This window comes from Sulfolobus acidocaldarius SUSAZ (genome assembly GCA_000508305.1).
In the GTDB taxonomy this organism is placed as follows: Archaea; Thermoproteota; Thermoprotei_A; order Sulfolobales; family Sulfolobaceae; genus Sulfolobus; species Sulfolobus acidocaldarius_A.
This window is the reverse complement of record CP006977.1, coordinates 1,053,853-1,070,933: the sequence shown is the minus strand read 5'-3', so window position 1 is coordinate 1,070,933 and position 17,081 is coordinate 1,053,853. Positions and strand designations below refer to the sequence as shown.

21 protein-coding genes, 1 tRNA gene and 1 pseudogene are annotated in these 17,081 nt (G+C 34.9%); 14 read left to right on the top strand and 9 right to left on the bottom strand.

Annotation, left to right across the window (positions count from 1 at the left end):
- The first annotated feature begins 63 nt into the window (after positions 1-63).
- Complete coding sequence (locus tag SUSAZ_06200) at positions 64-606, top strand: hypothetical protein (GenBank protein AHC51572.1); 543 nt, start codon at positions 64-66, stop codon at positions 604-606.
- Here SUSAZ_06200 and SUSAZ_06195 read toward each other — a convergent pair.
- Together SUSAZ_06195 and SUSAZ_06190 are read right to left on the bottom strand one after the other, a co-directional pair.
- Complete coding sequence (locus SUSAZ_06195; protein AHC52523.1) at positions 603-1,904, bottom strand: hypothetical protein; 1,302 nt, start codon at positions 1,902-1,904, stop codon at positions 603-605. The genes SUSAZ_06200 and SUSAZ_06195 overlap by 4 nt on opposite strands.
- Before the next feature lie 114 nt (positions 1,905-2,018).
- The gene (locus SUSAZ_06190) at positions 2,019-2,726 is read right to left on the bottom strand and encodes a multidrug ABC transporter ATP-binding protein (protein AHC51571.1); all 708 of its coding nucleotides are present in this window, start codon (positions 2,724-2,726) and stop codon (positions 2,019-2,021) included.
- A gap of 252 nt (positions 2,727-2,978) precedes the next feature.
- Between SUSAZ_06190 and SUSAZ_06185 the strand changes: the two genes are divergently transcribed.
- The 4 genes and pseudogenes from SUSAZ_06185 (at position 2,979) to SUSAZ_06170 (ending at position 7,198) form a co-directional block, all read left to right on the top strand.
- The gene (locus SUSAZ_06185; protein AHC52522.1) at positions 2,979-3,380 is read left to right on the top strand and encodes a hypothetical protein; all 402 of its coding nucleotides are present in this window, start codon (positions 2,979-2,981) and stop codon (positions 3,378-3,380) included.
- A gap of 33 nt (positions 3,381-3,413) precedes the next feature.
- Entirely contained in the window at positions 3,414-4,103 is a 690-nt protein-coding gene (locus SUSAZ_06180) for a TatD family hydrolase (GenBank protein ID AHC51570.1), read from the top strand.
- A 56-nt stretch (positions 4,104-4,159) separates the two neighbouring features.
- Positions 4,160-4,852, top strand: a complete 693-nt coding sequence (locus SUSAZ_06175) for a 3-oxoacyl-ACP reductase (GenBank protein AHC51569.1) — start codon at positions 4,160-4,162, stop codon at positions 4,850-4,852.
- Between the two features lie 165 nt (positions 4,853-5,017).
- A pseudogene (locus SUSAZ_06170) lies at positions 5,018-7,198 on the top strand (galactose oxidase).
- Here the strand turns inward: SUSAZ_06170 and SUSAZ_06165 are convergent.
- Positions 7,150-7,246: transfer RNA gene (locus tag SUSAZ_06165), tRNA-Pro, on the bottom strand. The pseudogene SUSAZ_06170 and the gene SUSAZ_06165 overlap by 49 nt on opposite strands.
- A 185-nt stretch (positions 7,247-7,431) precedes the next feature.
- Between SUSAZ_06165 and SUSAZ_06160 the strand changes: the two genes are divergently transcribed.
- A complete protein-coding gene (locus tag SUSAZ_06160; GenBank protein ID AHC51568.1) occupies positions 7,432-7,641 on the top strand; it encodes a hypothetical protein in 210 nt (69 codons plus the stop codon).
- Here SUSAZ_06160 and SUSAZ_06155 read toward each other — a convergent pair.
- From SUSAZ_06155 to SUSAZ_06145, 3 genes are read right to left on the bottom strand one after another with little or no spacing between them, the layout of a single operon-like run.
- Positions 7,625-8,233 carry a serine/threonine protein kinase gene (locus SUSAZ_06155; protein ID AHC51567.1) on the bottom strand — a complete coding sequence of 203 codons (609 nt, stop codon included), beginning with the start codon at positions 8,231-8,233 and terminating at the stop codon, positions 7,625-7,627. The genes SUSAZ_06160 and SUSAZ_06155 overlap by 17 nt on opposite strands.
- A complete protein-coding gene (locus tag SUSAZ_06150; protein AHC51566.1) occupies positions 8,218-9,468 on the bottom strand; it encodes a tRNA CCA-pyrophosphorylase in 1,251 nt (416 codons plus the stop codon). Before SUSAZ_06150 ends, SUSAZ_06155 begins: the two co-directional genes overlap by 16 nt.
- The gene (locus SUSAZ_06145) at positions 9,428-10,015 is read right to left on the bottom strand and encodes a 2'-5' RNA ligase (GenBank protein AHC51565.1); all 588 of its coding nucleotides are present in this window, start codon (positions 10,013-10,015) and stop codon (positions 9,428-9,430) included. The genes SUSAZ_06150 and SUSAZ_06145 overlap by 41 nt, the downstream gene beginning before the upstream one ends.
- A gap of 63 nt (positions 10,016-10,078) precedes the next feature.
- On the opposite strand from SUSAZ_06145, the gene SUSAZ_06140 reads away from it, so the two are divergent.
- Positions 10,079-10,582, top strand: coding sequence for a hypothetical protein (locus tag SUSAZ_06140; GenBank protein ID AHC51564.1), 504 nt, complete (start codon positions 10,079-10,081; stop codon positions 10,580-10,582).
- The gene (locus SUSAZ_06135; GenBank protein ID AHC51563.1) at positions 10,579-11,016 is read left to right on the top strand and encodes a hypothetical protein; all 438 of its coding nucleotides are present in this window, start codon (positions 10,579-10,581) and stop codon (positions 11,014-11,016) included. Before SUSAZ_06140 ends, SUSAZ_06135 begins: the two co-directional genes overlap by 4 nt.
- On the opposite strand, the gene SUSAZ_06130 is transcribed toward SUSAZ_06135, so the two are convergent.
- The 3 genes from SUSAZ_06130 to SUSAZ_06120 are packed head-to-tail and all read right to left on the bottom strand — an operon-like array spanning position 10,997 to position 13,652.
- On the bottom strand, positions 10,997-11,875 hold the full coding sequence (locus SUSAZ_06130; GenBank protein AHC51562.1) for a ribonuclease Z: 879 nt from the start codon (positions 11,873-11,875) through the stop codon (positions 10,997-10,999). The genes SUSAZ_06135 and SUSAZ_06130 overlap by 20 nt on opposite strands.
- Complete coding sequence (locus SUSAZ_06125; protein ID AHC51561.1) at positions 11,875-12,780, bottom strand: RNA methyltransferase; 906 nt, start codon at positions 12,778-12,780, stop codon at positions 11,875-11,877. The genes SUSAZ_06130 and SUSAZ_06125 overlap by 1 nt, the downstream gene beginning before the upstream one ends.
- The gene (locus tag SUSAZ_06120; GenBank protein ID AHC51560.1) at positions 12,777-13,652 is read right to left on the bottom strand and encodes a ribose-phosphate pyrophosphokinase; all 876 of its coding nucleotides are present in this window, start codon (positions 13,650-13,652) and stop codon (positions 12,777-12,779) included. Before SUSAZ_06120 ends, SUSAZ_06125 begins: the two co-directional genes overlap by 4 nt.
- Positions 13,653-13,692: 40 nt before the next feature.
- Between SUSAZ_06120 and SUSAZ_06115 the strand changes: the two genes are divergently transcribed.
- Genes SUSAZ_06115 through SUSAZ_06090 form a run of 6 tightly spaced genes read left to right on the top strand, consistent with a single transcriptional unit; the run spans position 13,693 to position 17,081 of the window.
- Complete coding sequence (locus SUSAZ_06115; protein ID AHC51559.1) at positions 13,693-14,457, top strand: GTPase; 765 nt, start codon at positions 13,693-13,695, stop codon at positions 14,455-14,457.
- A 30-nt stretch (positions 14,458-14,487) separates the two neighbouring features.
- Positions 14,488-15,225, top strand: a complete 738-nt coding sequence (locus SUSAZ_06110; GenBank protein AHC51558.1) for a DNA polymerase — start codon at positions 14,488-14,490, stop codon at positions 15,223-15,225.
- Entirely contained in the window at positions 15,191-16,159 is a 969-nt protein-coding gene (locus SUSAZ_06105; protein AHC51557.1) for a DNA primase, read from the top strand. Before SUSAZ_06110 ends, SUSAZ_06105 begins: the two co-directional genes overlap by 35 nt.
- Positions 16,149-16,610: a hypothetical protein gene (locus SUSAZ_06100; GenBank protein ID AHC51556.1), complete on the top strand. Its 462-nt coding sequence runs from the start codon at positions 16,149-16,151 to the stop codon at positions 16,608-16,610. Before SUSAZ_06105 ends, SUSAZ_06100 begins: the two co-directional genes overlap by 11 nt.
- Complete coding sequence (locus tag SUSAZ_06095; protein ID AHC51555.1) at positions 16,597-16,884, top strand: 50S ribosomal protein L44; 288 nt, start codon at positions 16,597-16,599, stop codon at positions 16,882-16,884. The genes SUSAZ_06100 and SUSAZ_06095 overlap by 14 nt, the downstream gene beginning before the upstream one ends.
- Entirely contained in the window at positions 16,881-17,081 is a 201-nt protein-coding gene (locus SUSAZ_06090) for a 30S ribosomal protein S27 (protein AHC51554.1), read from the top strand. The genes SUSAZ_06095 and SUSAZ_06090 overlap by 4 nt, the downstream gene beginning before the upstream one ends.

Here is a 17,081-nt window from a genome sequence, read left to right as displayed (position 1 = left end):
TGGGATTCCTAGGCGGCTATGTGAAAGTTACCTAGTACTAGCTGAGGGCTCGTGTTTCTAGTTATGTTTCAAATAGGTTTCGCAGCACATAGTGGTGAATATCCCGTAGAGCTTAAGGAGAAAGTAGATAGGTTAATAAACCTACTCAGGAAGTACTGTTTTCAGAGGAGCTTGTCTATTCTTGTAGGAGGATATTGGGGACTGATGAAGGATATTGTGGATGTTGCTATTAACAAATCTTTTAACGTTGTTGTATTTCTACCTGTAGAAAGGGAGTTGGAAGAGTTGCCAGATAAGGTTGTTAAGATATATACTGGTGCAGAATTTAGGGTTAGGTCGGTAATGCTGGTTCGTTCATCAGATGTTCTAGTTGCACTTGGAGGAGGGGTAGGAACTGAGATTGAAATTTTGATTGCATATGCAATTGGAAAGCCTATATATGTTTTAACTGGGACAGGTCTCTATACCGATAAGCTCAAACACACATTTCCGGACTTTTTTGATGAAAGGAAAATTGTGAGAGTGGTCTATTCGGATTCGGTTGAGGAAATTGCAAAGGGTGTATGTGAATCAGTAGGTGTCTCATCTAGAACGAATTATGGTTAAGAGGAATAGATTATATTTTTCTCAATAGTCTTTTTCCAATAACCTTGGGATATAATTATGGGCAATGCAAGAATGGTTGAGTAGATTACTGAGGCTACTATGAAGGTGCTCAGTGAAGATGGTATTATGTATATGGTCATTAAAAACACAATTGGTAGGAGCATTACTATAGATACTAAAAGTGAACCTAAGTTCAATGTTGGTATTTGTTGCTGTCTTTGTGGGTAAAATCTTGCATTTATAGCCATCGAGAAAATTGTGAAAGACGGTATGTTTAATAAGACCATAAGGATAGTTCTAGGGTCTGGAAACACAGAGATAAAGGGGATTAAAAGTATAATCACAGTAAGTGCTTTGGAAAATAGGAGATATCGAGCTAATCTTAATGGCGAAAATATTGTTGCATAAAGCCATATTGGTTCCATAATAAATATTGAGCTAGTTAAAAGCGAGGCTATTGATAACACTGATAAAACCAAGAAGATACGAGTTAAAAACAGGTCTGGTATTATATGGTATTTTGAGAGTATAGCTAATGTTAAAGCAATTAGTATTGTGAGTGGTAGTATTTTCCAAATTTCAATCCTTTTTGTAAGGAATGTAGGTACGCCAAATGCAGTGTATGCTCTTCCACCCAACTCCAGTATTATTAAATTCTTTTTTAGGAAGGCTAAGAACGGGTGCAGGTTTTTGAATGAAATGCTATTTTTGATTATTGTACTTTCCTTAGGTCCCTCATACATATTTATGAATTGGGATAGGTTAAACCTATATATAGATAAGATGGCTACTGCTACTGTAAAGACAGCTAGTATAATAAGTGATTCTTGCTGTCTACTGTAAAGTGCTAGTAACGGGCTAATCGGTAGCCCAAATATCCCAGAGTTAAACCACAGCAAGAGGATTACTATAAGTAGTGCTCTCTCTATCCTCGTAAATTTATACACTAGGATAGGTAAAGATCTTGTCAGAAGAGATAGTAGTACGATAATTTCTATTGATGCTAATAAGTCCCCGTAGTTTGCGTATATGGGTAGAAGGATGTAAAATAGTAATAGGTTAATTAAGGTGGAGCTTATTGTTAGTGATATGGTTATTTGTTTCTGTGATACAGGAAGCTGAAGCAAGAAGTCTATGTCACTCTTGGTTAATAGTCCAAATCGTGGGTTGAGTAATGGTAATACAAGTATTATGGACGTGTAGATTATTGTAAAGGAATTGTAGAATGCTTGAGAAGGATCATAGACAAAAGATGTGTGAAAATTTTCCTGGACGTAAAAGCTGGGTGTTGATAACATTGAGGAATATATGCTGGTTAAGGTCGAAAATAATCCTAGTAATATATACAGTGTTAGCACTGTCTTCGGTATTCTTGTGAACAGGAAGAATTTTACAAGTTTTGGAATCAATTACTACACTCCCATTAGTTTTGCTACCACACTTTCTATTGGTTCATCTTCTCTACCTAGGGATTTTAACTGTTGAATTGACCCTACCCACACTACCGAACCATGGGAGATAACTATCACATGATCTGTTAGCCTTGTGGCAATTGACATTATATGAGTGGAGATTAGGAACGTAGCATTAACTAATGTTTTGAGGTATTTTATCACTCTTTCTTGTGTTGGTATATCAAGGTAGTTTAAAGGTTCGTCAAGTAGTATTATCTCGGGATTATGCAGTAAAATTAAAGCTAACGCTAATTTTTGTTGATTACCCCTTGATAATTTTCCAGCTTGCATCCTTTCATAAGGTCTTAAATCTAGTATATCTATTAAATTTTCAATTCTATTTTGCCCATCTCTTAAGCCTCTCAATGAGGCTATATATTCTAGGTTTTCTCTGACAGAAAGTATTCTATAGGGTGTAGGATCTTCAGGTAAATATCCTAGGATCCTTTTTACTTCTATTGATGTTGGTTTCATACCCTTGATATATACTTCTCCACTATCGGGAGAAAGTAATCCAGCTATAATTTTCATGGATGTCGATTTTCCCGCTCCGTTGGGACCTAATAACGCATATTTACCGCCACATGGTACAGAGAAGGAGATGTTATTTAATGCAAGAAGAGTGTCAAAACGTTTTATTACGTTATTTACTGTTATGCATTCCATATAATTTGATACTATAGAGCGATACTATTTTGTTTTTTGGTTAGTCAATAATTAGTTCTAAAACACACAACTAAATAGTACCAGATGTAACCAGTGTAGCTAGTGTCTGTAGATCAAGGTCCTTTCACATAACTTATTCGTTCTGAAGGCTGACTTCCTCTCAGCCTTAGAGGGCGAGGCTTTCCTCTGTAATAAGGATATTACTTGATATTTCGTTTTATAAATTGTTTGTAATCAAGCTTTCCAAGAGATATGATAGGTAAACTGTTATTGTTTATGATAATAGTGATAGTCGGGATCCTAGCATTTGAGTATCTACCAAGGGCTATACAGATTAATAATGTGTTAGTTACAACAAATGTTACTACATACACTTCTGTTAGTGAGATTAATAACTTCACAGTTACAATTGAATCTAATACTACAGTATCTATGTATACAAAGTCATTTTCATTAAGCAAACCAGTGAATTTGACGGTAATCTTATCTTCAAACAAGCCACTAAACATAACTATACTGAATGACGGTAAAGTAGTTCTTTCTGAATATTTAATGAAATTGAATAAATCTTTCTCCAATATTAGTGGTGTTCTCACCCTTAACTTATATAATTTTAATTCCACTGTGAGATTAAGCGTGATTTTATCAAGCTAAGTTTTTTACCTGAAAACTTTGATTCTTTTTTATATGTACTACGATGCTCATTGTCATTACATCTCTTTACGAGATAAGAAGTATGATGAATTTGTTATAGCAGCTGTTTCTATGGATTACGACTCATCGTTAAGTACAATAAGCCTAAAAAACGAGAAGATTTTGGTTGGAGTTGGTATACATCCGTGGAATGTTCACAACGAGAATTTGGATAGAGTTTTGAAATTAACTGAGAAAGCTGACTTTATAGGAGAGGTGGGTCTTGATTACAGGTTTGCAAAGGCTGATAAGCAGTCGCAAATAAAGTATTTTCAGGCATTTGTGGATAGAGCAGTAAATCAAGATAAGTTAATCAATGTTCATGCTCTCGATGCATGGAGGGATTCCTTTAATATATTAACCAGGAGTGGAGTTAAAAGAGCTATATTCCATTGGTATACCGGACCAGACGATTTATTGAAAGATATTGAAGGTGCTGGTTATTATATAACGATAAACCCCTCTGTATCTTTTCAACAAAAACATTTAAGGGTATTAGAGAAGGCTCCTTTGGAGATTATTCTAACTGAAAGTGATGGAGGGTATGAGTATAGAGGTAAAATGCTAGAACCTACAGATATCCCCGTAGCTCTAAAGGTAATCTCTAAGGTCAAAGTTGTTGACGAGGAGGAATTAAAACGTATAATAGAAAGGAATTTTAAAAATGCATTTGGTGGTGATTAGAAATATCAAGTGGTGTAGCAGTTGTTACTGGGGCTTCAAAAGGAATAGGTAAGTCTGTGTCAAAAGCACTTAAGGGTGAGGGTTATATAGTTGTGTCGTTATCTAGGTCGAGGTCTGAAATAGGAGACTTAATTTATGAAGTAGATGTAACTAATAAGGAGGAAGATTTTAGAATAATAAATGAGGTAGTGAGTAAGTTCGGTAAGATAGACGTCTTAGTTAATAATGCAGGTTTTGGAATCTATGGGTCCTTTCTCGAAACGCCTTTAGATGAGGAGGAGTATATGGTGAAAACGTTGTTCTTGGCTCCAATTTACTTTACTAAAGCTGTATTACCGCATATGGTTAAGAGAAGGAGCGGAAGTATTGTAAATATAGTTTCTGAAGCTGCATATGTTACTACTCCTAAGTTATTAGTTTATTCTGCTGCTAAGTCTGCTTTAGCTAGCTTTACTAATGGATTATGGGCTGAAATGAGAAAGTATAATGTTAAAGTGAGTGGAATTTACCCAGGACCTGTCAAAACTAACTTTACCTCGCATCCATCGTTTAGCAAAAATACAGCATCAATCTTTGATAAATATGCTGTAGAACCGGAGGAGGTAGCTAATGCAGTTATTAAGGGGATAAAAACCGGCAAAAGGGAGATATACGTTCCATCTAAGCTAAAGATTGACCCTTATATTCTTAAACTTTCTATGGCTTCCCAGAGTTTCACATATGGAATAGTTTCGAGATATTTTGATTAAAATATGAGCAAGATATTTCTATATGTTCAAAAGTTATAGTATATTTTAAGATTATATAATATCTGTTATAAAATCTTCATTTTATTACAATTATTCATTAGAGAATAATGAAGATTAAAGTAAAGACCCTTCAGTTTTATTAATTTTGTTATAAAGGAATTAAGTATGCGTGTATTATGCTCTATTAGGACTCTACTATTGCTAGTATTGATTGGATTAAGTTTTGTAACTTTAACATCAGGAGGTCTAATATTTCCAACTTCTACCCTACCAAATTTGCCAATATCATTAAGCCAATCAACTGCAGTATATTATAATGGGAGTATTTATGTTATAGGTGGCTTGACTTCAGGTGCACTCTTTGTCAGTTCAGTATATATTTTTCAAAATGGGAAATGGATTGTTGGTCCTCCTTTACCTTTCGATTTAGCTGAAGCTGGTGGTGTAGTTTTAAATAATAACATCTATGTTGTAGGTGGGCTAAACGAGAGCGGAATTTTTAGCGGTATACTTGTGTTTAATGGAAATAATTGGCATACTATTTCTACCTCAATGCCAGTTCCTGTTTATGGTGCAGTTGTTTTTGCGTATAATAACCAAATATATGTGATCGGTGGTATGAACACAACAGGTTTTACTTTAAGCCCACCATTACGTTTGATTCAGGTATACTCATTAAATACTAACTCGTGGAGGATAATAGGTTATGCACCAGAACCGATGGGATATTCTGGCTACTATTTTAATGGTAATGCGCTATATGTTGTAGGAGGTTATGTCGGTTATGCTAGTGGATCAAATCAGGTGTATATGTATTTTCCTTCCAATAACACTTGGGTTTCATTACCCCCACTGAGAACTAATGTGTATGCTAATGCTGTAGGATATTACGGTGGAATTCTCTATAGTGTAGGTGGTTATTATTACAATAGTTTAGGTCAATTCATACCAGGTGCTATATACTATATGAACACTTCATGGAAGCTATCTGACTTTAACGAGAATATACCTACTGTATATAGTGCATATGTTCAAGTAGGAAATAAGTTATATATTATTGGAGGTCTAGATGCAAGTAAGGGTTTTGTAGCTACTTCAGCTTTTCAGGAAGTATCACTAATTCTTCCACCACCAAAGCCTGTAATTAAATTCGCTCAGGCTGGTAATAGTAGTATAAGTTTATCTTGGTATGATACCAACACAAGTGGTTACTATATACAGTGGTGGAGTTCTGTAAATTATAATAAGTCTACCATAAATGTAGGCAATGTTTCTTCTTATCTTTTCATCAATTTGACTAATGGCGTGACGTATTATTTTAGAATTATACCGTACAATCAAGCCGGTAATGGTACAAGTTCAGATATTGTTTCTTTAATACCTGGAGCTGTGCCTGATTCGCCGTCAGTGAAGGTGATTGTTGGGGATAGGAACGCTACAGTAATATGGTCTAAACCATATAATGGAGGTTTTCCAATTCTAGGTTATTATCTTACAGTAAAAACAGAAAACTCTTCACGTACAATAAATGTTGGCAATGTGAGCAATTATACTCTTATAAATCTCATGCCTGAAGTTCTATATGAGGTTATGGTTACAGCCTACAATAAGCTTGGTAATAGTAGTCCTGGTATAGCTAATTTTGTCGCATTAACTACAGCATCTATATCAGTGAGTATCTACAAAAATGCCAATGGTGTTTTGATTTCATGGAACAGAACCAAAAATACAACTTACAATTTACTTATATTTAATAAGAGTGGAAAGATTGTAGTAAACATTACCACTACAAATACTTCGTACTTTGCGCGCATTCCGTATGGAATATATAACGTCACCATAAGGGCAACTAATCAAGTAGGAACTAATTCCACATCATTTCGTATAATATTTTATGTACCACCATTGATTCCTTTAGTAAAATTCTCTATAATTAATGATTCCACTGTGGATTTAAAATGGAATAATGTTACTGGTGCTACTTTTTACTTAGTTTATGTTAATTCGACCTTAATAGCTAATGTTACTTCGGATTCATATTCTCTAAATCTAACTCCGGGCTTCCATATAATAAGAGTAGTAGCAGCCAATCCAATTTATAATTCTTCTCCCGCTAGTTTGGGTATATTAGTTCAACAGCATAGTATAATTTCTAGCATCACCACGATTGATACGGTCATAGATACTGTAACTACTGTGATGTCAGGAATTAACATTAAGACTGCTATTATTATAATCGCTATTGTTATAGTGGTTTTAGCCATTATAGCTTTCCTTCTAAGAAGAGGAGGTGGTTATGGGGCCGCCGGGATTTGAACCCGGGACCACCAGCGTACTGGTGGTTAGGGAAATATCCCCAGGCTGGCATCCTAGTCCAAGCTAGACTACGGCCCCACTCTAAGTTAAAAGTCATTTAAGGTTTAAAAATTAATGCTTTTATAATACTATTACTTTCAGCATACTCTCTAACATCCTTTCATTTTCCTTAAATTCTTGTCTTATACATAAGGTTAAAGTGGTAATACATGGTGTTCAGAATATATAAATAAACTGAGAAGATTTACAAAGGGATTGAGCTGATGCCGGTAAAATATGTTTGCAGAAACTGTGGATATACACTCTATAACTTTGATAAAGTGGGGCAAGACTTTTATGGCGTTAGAACACCCTCAGAGATACGATCAATATTTGGTGGTAAATGCCCGAGATGTGGTAAGCCTTTAAACGCTCCTGCGATTGAGGATGTCAGGATCATTATGAAAAAGAAGATAACTATAACAATAGAATAATTTTTTCTAAAGGATAACCAAGTGAATACATTTTTGCAAGATCATATCTTTTAAACCAGGATAAGATAGAAGTTACATTTTTAGGATTTGGTTTAATAGTTGCTGAATCATAATCAATTATATACACATCTTTTTCATTCGCTAATACATTCTTGTAGGGTCTCGATAATTCTTTATGTTCTATTCCTTTTAGCTCTAACATTCTCGCCTTGATAAGTATTTTTCTAATAGTTTCTACATTCTCTTGCCTAGTTAAATGTCTTCCCATAATGTATTCCATTAATATAAAGTTTTCTCCATAGAGATAGACTTTTGGTGAAACTGGGTAGGCAAGTTGCTGAATTTTTGCCTCAATCTCTAATGTTTCTTTTGGCGAATCAGTCCTCCGAATTTTAATTACCTTATTCTCGTCAAATAAGGCTACTATTCCAGTTTTTCCCTTTCCTATCACATTTATATCTGGTCTCAGCTTAACACATCCAAAGGAATAGAGTGAGTTTATACCATTTGCCCGTAGTTCTTCTTCAATTTCTGCAGAATATGAAGGGTAAATAAAATATTTAATGTCAATACTTTTCATGTCTGCATCCATGTAGGTCTCTTCCTTAGAAATTTATGTAATTCTTTGTCATCCTGATTTATGTCAGAAAGCCACGTCATCTGTACAGAGAAATTCTCCTTAAAACTTAAGCTATTCAGTACAATTTTCTCTAGGTTTGTTTCTCTCCTTTCCTTAAGCGAGTATAATCTTCCGTCTTCTCCTACCCAAACATAATTATTCTTTTTCATGAAATTATCTACACCATTCACGTAAAAGTAAGGTCCTTGATTTAAATAATATCTGGAGATATTCTTGTCTTCGATTTGGACAGCGATTTTAACTGTTTGAGAGTTTCCCCATGCTCCTATATCAATGAGCGAAAAACCTGCTGTCTTTATGGCATTCTTTAACTTTTCTACGTTCTTCCATACTTGTCCCCAAATTATATCCTCTACACTTTTTTCCTTAAATTCGATCTTAATTAATAATACATCTCCTATAATTTCCTCCGCCTTGATCTCAGTGGGAAAGAAAAACTCTATCGATGGTTTTTCAATGAAAATTTTTGATGCTAATGAAAAGACAGCAATGTTTCTTAATGATACAGCTGAGGCAGTGTTTCTTTTAGGATCTACAGGATCTGGTATTTGTAATGGTTCATCAAAGTCTCTTTTTGGTTCAACTAGATTTAGTTTTATGGGTGGCTTCCAGGTCTTTGCACTTTCTAACACTTTTCTGAAATTGCCATAATAAATAGTTAGTAATTCTGCCACATATCCAGAAAAGCCTTTTACCTTTATTTCAGCTCCATAAACTCCTATTCCCTTCATAAATTGTTTTAATAGTCTCACTTCATCTTTTCCCTTTTCATCTAAATGAGTAGTTACAAACTTAGTATGAAATGGAGTTCTATCTGCTGCAGTTATTGCATCCTCTCCGCTATCTATCTTTAATGCAGGTACAACGTCTACTTCTACGTTGTTTATTTTCAGGATAAGGTATGGATGTTCTGCAAATGCAATTTCATAATTTAGATCTTTAAATACCTGAATAAGTTCTTTAAGAGATTTTTTCTTTAGATATTCTTTTCCTACTTCTTTTGGATAAAAGACAAAAATATCAATATCAGTGTCTCCCTTAAGCCAAGTACCCTTTCTAAAGGAGCCTTGTATTTGTGCATCAAATCCCTTTAACCTAGATAAGACTTCCTCAGCCACTTTCTCTAATCGTTCTCTATCTCTATCGTCAGGTCTTATTAGTTCTAAAACTTTCTCCTCCACCGACATTTGACTCCACTTCCAGTAACGGTTCGTATATGGGACCTTTTTGTGTTAATGTACTCTTATATAAAGTAAATTTCTCCACTGTAAATTCTCCGAAGTCTGTGCCTTGGTACTCATTTATGACTTGGATTAGATTTTGCATATTTCTAGGTCCTCTAACTCTTCCTATTGTTAAGTGGGGCGAAAATTCTTTCTCTTCATCTGGTCTAATTCCTCTATTAACTAACTCTTTATAAATCGAGCCACGTATCATTCTTAACTCAATTGCACCTTCATCTATTCCTACCCAAACTACTCTAGGTTTTCCAAGACTCGGAAAAGCTCCTGTACCATGAAGCCTGACCTTAAATTTGTTGAAGGAAATTCTCTTTAATCCGTCTTTTATTAATTCCAATTTATTTTCATGTACCTCTCCAATAAATACAAGTGTAATATGGATATTCCAAGGTTCTACTAATTTAATATCAGCCCCAGTTCTATTTATAGCCTGCATTAACTCATTTATTTTTTCATAGTTTGGCACATTAACACCTGTGAAAAGTCTTAGCAATTTTAAATTCCCCTATTCTGACATTTTTTGTGGTCACTAATTAAAATAATTGCAATTACCGGTATGCCTGGTTCTGGTAAGGGGCAGTTAAGTGACTTATTTCGGAAAAGAGGAATAAAAGTCATTGTAATGAGTGATGCACTCAAAGAGAAATATTATAGAGATGCTAAACCAGGTGAAAAACTAATGGATTTCGCAAAGAGGATGAGAGAAATATTTGGCAAAGGCGTTGTAGCAAAGCTCTGCATAGAGAAATTAAATGGGACAGAAGATGTAGTTGTGATAGACGGAGTAAGAAACTGGGAGGAAATTGAGGAATTCGAAAAAGTTGGAAAAGTTATAATCATAGCTGTTCATGCATCACGTTCTATCAGATATAGTAGATTGATGAATAGGGGAAGAGAGGATGATTCTACGAGTCTACATGATTTAATGAAGAGAGATTTTGATGAGTTACAGATGGGTATAGGTACTGTTATCGCTCTGGCAGATTATGTTATTACTAATGACTCGAGCATAGAGGAATTTAATAAGAGAGCGGAAGATTTAATCAATAGATTACTATGACTAGGGTAATAGTGGAGGCTGTAGTTAAACCCTCAGAAGATAAGGACAAAGTTATTAATGCGATACGAAATTTCTTTGATTTTGATAAGATCAGAGAAGAAGAACATGGCATGGAAAAGCTACTTATAGCTGAGTCAAACAGTCTTACATCGTTACTAAAACTTCATAGATTATTGAGAGAACAGAGGATACTTGATGCCGCAAGAAAGTACTTAATGAAGAGTATTGTTGGGTCTAGAATAACTTTCATGTTGAATAAACAAGTTGCAGCTATAGGCAAATTATCATTTATAGATAAAGAACATGAATCGCCTTTAGGTCCCATAAAAGTCACTATCGATTATAAGGATCCAGTGATAGTTGTAGATTGGTTGACGCCCAAAACCGCAAAGGGTGTTCCGTTATGGGAAAACACTATTCCTCCTGAAGAATAAAATATGATAACGGTTCAGGTAAAAATGTTCTTTCAAATATCTTCTTTGCTTCTTTAAGCAAAGGTTCAGTGGTTTCATATCTTCCACTTATATGGTATAGCGCTAACCTCTTTACATCAGCCTTCGAAGCTATTTCAGCTGCATCAGTGCAATTTGAATGCCCGAAATCATGGGCTTCCGGTTCATTAAGGAATGTGGAATCGTGAATCAGTAAGTCAACTCCCTTTATTGCGCTCAATACGCTATTGCATGGTGCAGTGTCCCCAGTATATACTATGCTTAATCCTTTCTTCACATACAAATAGTCTTCAGGAAGAAAGACTTTTGTATCTATTTCTACTCTTTTCCCCTCTTTCAATTTTCTTATAATTCTCCAGTCTGTTACTCCCTCTTTCTTTAATCTTTCCGCATCTACTTTTATTTTATCCTTCTCCTTTATTAAGAAGCCATAAGACTCTATTGTATGACATGTCCTAAATGTTGTTATAGTTAAATTTTGATCCTCATAACTTTGTATAAATTCAGTCTCAAATCCTGGTTTAAAGTAAGTATGTTTGTAGCTTGATTTTAAGTAATCCTGTAAAGTTGTAGGTCCCATCATAAGAAGCTTTTGTTGTCTAGAATACATAGCCATAGTTTGGATGATTCCTGGTAATCCTAATACATGGTCACCATGAAGATGAGAGATGCCTATTAACTTAAGTTTCATGAAGCTTATCGAGTGTTCAATCATTTTATTTTGTGTTCCTTCACCACAATCTAATAGTATTTCAAAGCCCTCTCTCCTTATTAATATTCCTGGAAGCCCACGTTTGTTGGGTGCTCCTCCACCAACACCTACGAATATTATCTCAAACATTACTTTCTTACAACATATATAGCCCTGCTTAAACTTTTATGCTCAAATACAGTGTGAATTTTTATCTGTTTAAATCCGTAACTCTTTAGAGTATCTCTCCAATCAAACCTAGAATCTGTGGTAAAAATTAAATTCTTTGTAATATTTGATGCCTCTGCAAAGAAATTCTGATAAAGTTCTGATAATCCTTTGGGAGTAAAAGATCTACCGTAAGGTGGATCTGTAACTATAGCTTCACTTCTTGTTATGGGTAAGGTATTAGTATCTGCATGTATTAATTCACATTCATAATGGAAATAATCCAGATTGATTTTAGTATTTTTAATCATTTGTTCATCTATATCTATGCCAATACATTTAAGTCCTAACCAATTAGCTTCAATCAGTATAGTACCAGTTCCTACAAAGGGATCTAGCACATTAGATCTAGATCTAGAAAGATTTAACATAAGCCTTGCCAGTTCAACATTAAGTGATCCAGATCTGGTGTAGGGGCGTTTTGAATGTCTAGCAATACTCTCTGTGTCTTTTTCAGCATATCTTTCACCAACAACTATTTGTCCTTCAGAAACTATTACATCTAATTTATTACATCTTTTTGAGAGACTTATAGACTTAATTAATTCCTCATAGACATTTTTTGCATATTCTTTATCTTCTCTAGAAGGAACGTGAAGATCAACGGAGTAACAGTTACCCTTTATATCGCCCTTTATCTTTTCAATATCATTACTTACACTAATCAATTTACCTGACACTTTAATAAGAGCGGATCTTCTTGCTATATACGGATCTCCTTCATATAATGATATCCCATAAAAATATGAAATGTCTTTACCGTTTAATGCTCTTAATTCGTCTAACGCTAAAAATATATTACTTAGATTTAAGATAGCGTAGTTCATATTTTTCTCGCTATCGATTCTGATACGTCTACTATCGTTACCTTACTCGTATCTTGAGGTATAGTATTGGTTGTTATAATTTCCTTTATTCCTGCGTTAATCAATCTATCATAAGCATTCTCGACAAATAGGGAGTGGACTGCAGTGGCTATTACTTTTTTTGCTCCTTTTGAGTAAGCTATTTGCGAGGCTTGAACCATGGTACCTCCTGTACTTATTATGTCGTCAACAAGAATGACCTCCTTCCCATCTAGTCTTAAATCTGGCAAGTTTGTGACTCTAACTTCTCCTGTGGTTAAGTCTCGCTGTTTTTCTAGGTAACTATAGTCACACCCAAGTTCTTGAGAAAGTCTTTTTGCTCTGTTTAATGCCCCCTTATCTGGGGCAAGAACAAAAGGATTAGTCACTTTCCCATTTATTACCCTTGCAATATCCGGTATAGGATCTGCGATTTTTACCTCCCCATCAAAGTACTGTAATTCTTCATAACGATGAGGCTCTACTACCATTAATGAGGTTGCGCCTGTCTTTTTGATTAGATTAAGGACAGTTTTTATGCTAACGGCTTCTCCTTCCTTAAATCTTCTATTTTGCCTGGAGTAAGCTAGATAAGGTATAATTACTGTTATCTTATTAGCTTTCATATCGTTTAACGTTTCCAGAATAAAGAATAGCTCTATTAGATGTTTATCCTGGGGCGGGTATAATGACTGTACTACTAGAACGTCCTCTCCCAGTAACCTCTCAGGAATTCTAATGTAAGATTCTCCATCAGGAAAGACTTTATGTTCTATTTTTACTAGTCTTGATACTAGCAATTTAGATAATCTTTCATCTATCCAGTTTGTTGCGGTTCCACCTATGATAATCATTAAAGTATTTAATTCTAACTAGCTTTTAAGATTAAAAGAAATGTACTTTATATTTGTACTAGGAACTGCAGGTTCAGGTAAGACCACTTTAGTTAAGGCTTTACAAGATTACCTGTTAAACAACGAGTTAGACACAGCAATAATTAACCTAGATCCAGCAGTGGAAGTATTGCCTTACAAACCAGATATTGATGCCAGAGAGTACGTTGATGTATATGATGTGATGAATAAGTATGAATTAGGTCCTAATTCCTCATTAGTGATTTCCGTAGATTTACTCTTAACTAAAGCTAAAGAGCTCAAAGAAGATCTAAATCAGCTTCAAGCCAATTACGTTTTAGTTGATACTCCTGGTCAAATAGAACTTTTTGCATATAGGGACACAGGTAAAATATTATCATCGTTTATAAGCGAAGGAAGTAAATCAGTATCAGTTTTCCTATTCGACTCATATTTAAGCAAAGACCCTAAGAGCTTTCTATCTTTGTTTCTATTATCTAGTTCCATAAAGTTCAGAATTGATATGCCGCAGATATCAGTATTATCTAAGGTAGACCTCCTTAGTAGTGATGAATTAGAAAGGATGAGGAGTTGGATTGAAGATGGCTCTATAATAGATGAATTAGGTTCCATTGACGAGTATTCTTTTGAGCTTGTGAAGACTATCGTGGAGAACTTAGAGAGTTTTCCTATTCCTGTATCTTCAACTAATTTCAGTGGCTTAGACCAATTATATGCTGAAGTTCAAAAGATCTTAGCAGGGGGAGAGGATTTTGAAACAGAGGAACCGAACCCTAGGCTTTAAAATTTTAACATAAATTATATTTTACTTGACATGAAAGTTAAAGTAGTAGACGCCTTAGGGTTTTCTTACATTTTTAAGACCTTATCGCAGTATGTGAGTGAGGCAACTCTTTTGTTTGGAAGTGACGGGTTCAAAGTTAAGGGAATGGATCCTTCTAAGGTTGTTTATATCGACATATTCGTGCCTAAAGATTACTTTGAGGAATATAATCTGGAAAACGAGATGAAAATTGGTGTGAGCTTGAAGGATGTTAATGAAGTAATAAAAAACGTATCTAAGGAGGACATATTATATTTAGAACTTGAAAAAGATAAGATTATGTTTACATTAGATGGTGAGTACCTAAGAACGTTTTCTTTACCTGTCTTATCTCCCGATGAGGTTGAAACTCCAAGTATAAATCTTGAATTTCCATTTAGAGCTAATATACTGACTTCCACCTTCGGTGATCTGTTGGACGAATTTGATCAAATAGGGGGTGACTCAATTAAGTTTAAAGCACAGAACGGAGAACTTTATCTTTCTGTGATGGGCGATATGGGAGAATCTATCGTGGAGCTTAGTTTAGAAAATGGTGGCTTGTTGGAAAGTACAGGAACTGATGCAGAGAGTTTGTATGGTCTTGAGCATGTTTCAAACACTACTAAGATGAGAAGACCTTCAGATACGTTAGAAATTGCATTTGGTTCACAATTACCATTAAAATTAAGATACAATCTTCCAAAAGGGGGTTATGCAGATTTCTATATCGCTCCAAGGTCAGAGTAAGATTATTTATCAGATTTTTAGAAGTTATTACGAGAATGCTGTATTGGAGTTACCACAAGATATAGAGCTTAGGGAATTCGCATATCAACCCTTCAATTCTGACACATATGTCAGGCATTTAACCTTTTCAAGTGTGGACGAGTTAAAAAGTTTCATTTTATCTAATGTTCCACTTCATTTGTATTTTTCAGCGGCAAGATACCAGATTCCGTCTGCCAAAGAAATGGAGCAGAAAGGCTGGTTAGGATCCGATCTACTATTTGATCTTGATGCTGATGATATATGCGAGATTAATGTAAGAAGATTTTGTGACGGAATGGAAATTTTATCTGAAACCTGTGATGGTGAGATTAGGGAGATAAGTGAAATTACAGTTGATTGTATCAATAGAGTTTTTGAAAACGCTCTAGTTTTAAAGGACATTTTGGTACAAGACTTTGGGCTTAAACCTAGGATCTTCTTCTCTGGAAACAGGGGGTTCCACGTTAGAGTAGATTGTTATAATGAATGGGCGAATCTGGAGTCAGAGGATAGAAGGGAGATAGCTGAATATATAATGTCTCCTTCTCCGCCTTATGAGTCAAATTCTGAATCAAGCCCTGGATGGTTAGGCAGATTTGCTAGAGGTATAAATGGAGTTAAGATAGACGAACAAGTCACTATAGATCCTAAAAGATTAGTGAGAATACCTGGCTCCCTGAACGGTAAAGCAGGTCTTAAAGTTGTTGAAATTATAAATGATAAGTTTGAATATGGCGAGTATCTATCTCCTTTTGATGGAATTGTGGCGTTTCAATCTAACCTTTCGGGAAAATTTAATGTATTAGGACATCAAATTGAATTGAGGAGAGGAGAAGTAATCAAACTATCAGCAAAAACTGGAGTGTATTTAGCACTTAAGGGCTATGGGGTGATAAAAGCATATGTTAGATGAGATGGTAATGAATGAACTTAGGAAAGAGGAGGAGATCTCTGAAATACGCACAGAGGACTTAGAAAAATACATTCATAACCTGAGAAAACTCAGAGTAAAATTTACCGATGATATTCATAAAGCTGAAGTCTCTGTTTATGAAGAATTAGCAGAATCACTTTTTGAATTAAGAATTTCTAAGGCTATTGAGTCTATTCAGCCTAAGGGGTTTGATAAAGAATTATTAAGTTTAATATTCATAATGAAGAATATTTACAAGAATTATCTGTCTGGTAATTACTATACTAAAGACGGAAAAATATTATGTAAAGTTGCTAATCAACTTAGTTATAACAATATCATACTGAATTCTGGTGATTTTATTCTTCTACCTCTACATCTTGTCCTATTACTATCGACCGCTGGATTTATTACTCCTTTAGAAGTAGTGAATAGAGATGAAAGTTCCTAAAGTTATTAAGACCTATTGCCCTAAGTGTAAGACCCATACTGAGCACTCAGTCTCACTATACAAAGGTGGTAAAAGAAGGAGTTTAGCTGAAGGTCAGAGAAGATATGAGAGAAAGAATGTAGGTTACGGTAGCAAGAGAAAACCAGAGCAAAAAAGATTTGCAAAGACGACTAAGAAACAAACATTAGTCCTAAAATGCCAGAAATGTAGTTATACTATTGTAAAGGAAGGTATGAGGTTAAAGAAGTTAGAGCTAGTAGAGGTGGTCAAATGAAGGCAAAGTTTAAAATTCTTATACCGGAGCCAAAGAGCAAATTTATCAGAGTTAAATGTAGGCAATGCAACAATGAACAGGTGATATTCTCTAACGCCACATTTCCAGTAAGATGTTTATCATGTGGAGCTCAAATTGTAATTCCCAAGGGTGGTAAAGCAAAAATAGAGGGAGATACAGTAAGAATACTAGGTTAA

Bases quoted from the DNA above. Each gene is read 5' to 3' on its own strand.
- SUSAZ_06155 (AHC51567.1), bottom strand. From the start codon at position 8,233: ATGGATGCAGACATGAAAAGTATTGACATTAAATATTTTATTTACCCT.
- SUSAZ_06200 (AHC51572.1), top strand. From the start codon at position 64: ATGTTTCAAATAGGTTTCGCAGCACATAGTGGTGAATATCCCGTAGAG.
- SUSAZ_06105 (AHC51557.1), top strand. From the start codon at position 15,191: ATGCAGATTTCTATATCGCTCCAAGGTCAGAGTAAGATTATTTATCAG.
- SUSAZ_06150 (AHC51566.1), bottom strand. From the start codon at position 9,468: ATGTCGGTGGAGGAGAAAGTTTTAGAACTAATAAGACCTGACGATAGA.
- SUSAZ_06190 (AHC51571.1), bottom strand. From the start codon at position 2,726: ATGGAATGCATAACAGTAAATAACGTAATAAAACGTTTTGACACTCTT.
- SUSAZ_06130 (AHC51562.1), bottom strand. From the start codon at position 11,875: ATGTTTGAGATAATATTCGTAGGTGTTGGTGGAGGAGCACCCAACAAA.
- SUSAZ_06090 (AHC51554.1), top strand. From the start codon at position 16,881: ATGAAGGCAAAGTTTAAAATTCTTATACCGGAGCCAAAGAGCAAATTT.
- SUSAZ_06115 (AHC51559.1), top strand. From the start codon at position 13,693: ATGTACTTTATATTTGTACTAGGAACTGCAGGTTCAGGTAAGACCACT.
- SUSAZ_06095 (AHC51555.1), top strand. From the start codon at position 16,597: ATGAAAGTTCCTAAAGTTATTAAGACCTATTGCCCTAAGTGTAAGACC.
- SUSAZ_06100 (AHC51556.1), top strand. From the start codon at position 16,149: ATGTTAGATGAGATGGTAATGAATGAACTTAGGAAAGAGGAGGAGATC.
- SUSAZ_06110 (AHC51558.1), top strand. From the start codon at position 14,488: ATGAAAGTTAAAGTAGTAGACGCCTTAGGGTTTTCTTACATTTTTAAG.
- SUSAZ_06185 (AHC52522.1), top strand. From the start codon at position 2,979: ATGATAGGTAAACTGTTATTGTTTATGATAATAGTGATAGTCGGGATC.
- SUSAZ_06195 (AHC52523.1), bottom strand. From the start codon at position 1,904: ATGTTATCAACACCCAGCTTTTACGTCCAGGAAAATTTTCACACATCT.
- SUSAZ_06160 (AHC51568.1), top strand. From the start codon at position 7,432: ATGCCGGTAAAATATGTTTGCAGAAACTGTGGATATACACTCTATAAC.
- SUSAZ_06180 (AHC51570.1), top strand. From the start codon at position 3,414: ATGTACTACGATGCTCATTGTCATTACATCTCTTTACGAGATAAGAAG.
- SUSAZ_06120 (AHC51560.1), bottom strand. From the start codon at position 13,652: ATGATTATCATAGGTGGAACCGCAACAAACTGGATAGATGAAAGATTA.
- SUSAZ_06135 (AHC51563.1), top strand. From the start codon at position 10,579: ATGACTAGGGTAATAGTGGAGGCTGTAGTTAAACCCTCAGAAGATAAG.
- SUSAZ_06125 (AHC51561.1), bottom strand. From the start codon at position 12,780: ATGAACTACGCTATCTTAAATCTAAGTAATATATTTTTAGCGTTAGAC.
- SUSAZ_06140 (AHC51564.1), top strand. From the start codon at position 10,079: ATGCCTGGTTCTGGTAAGGGGCAGTTAAGTGACTTATTTCGGAAAAGA.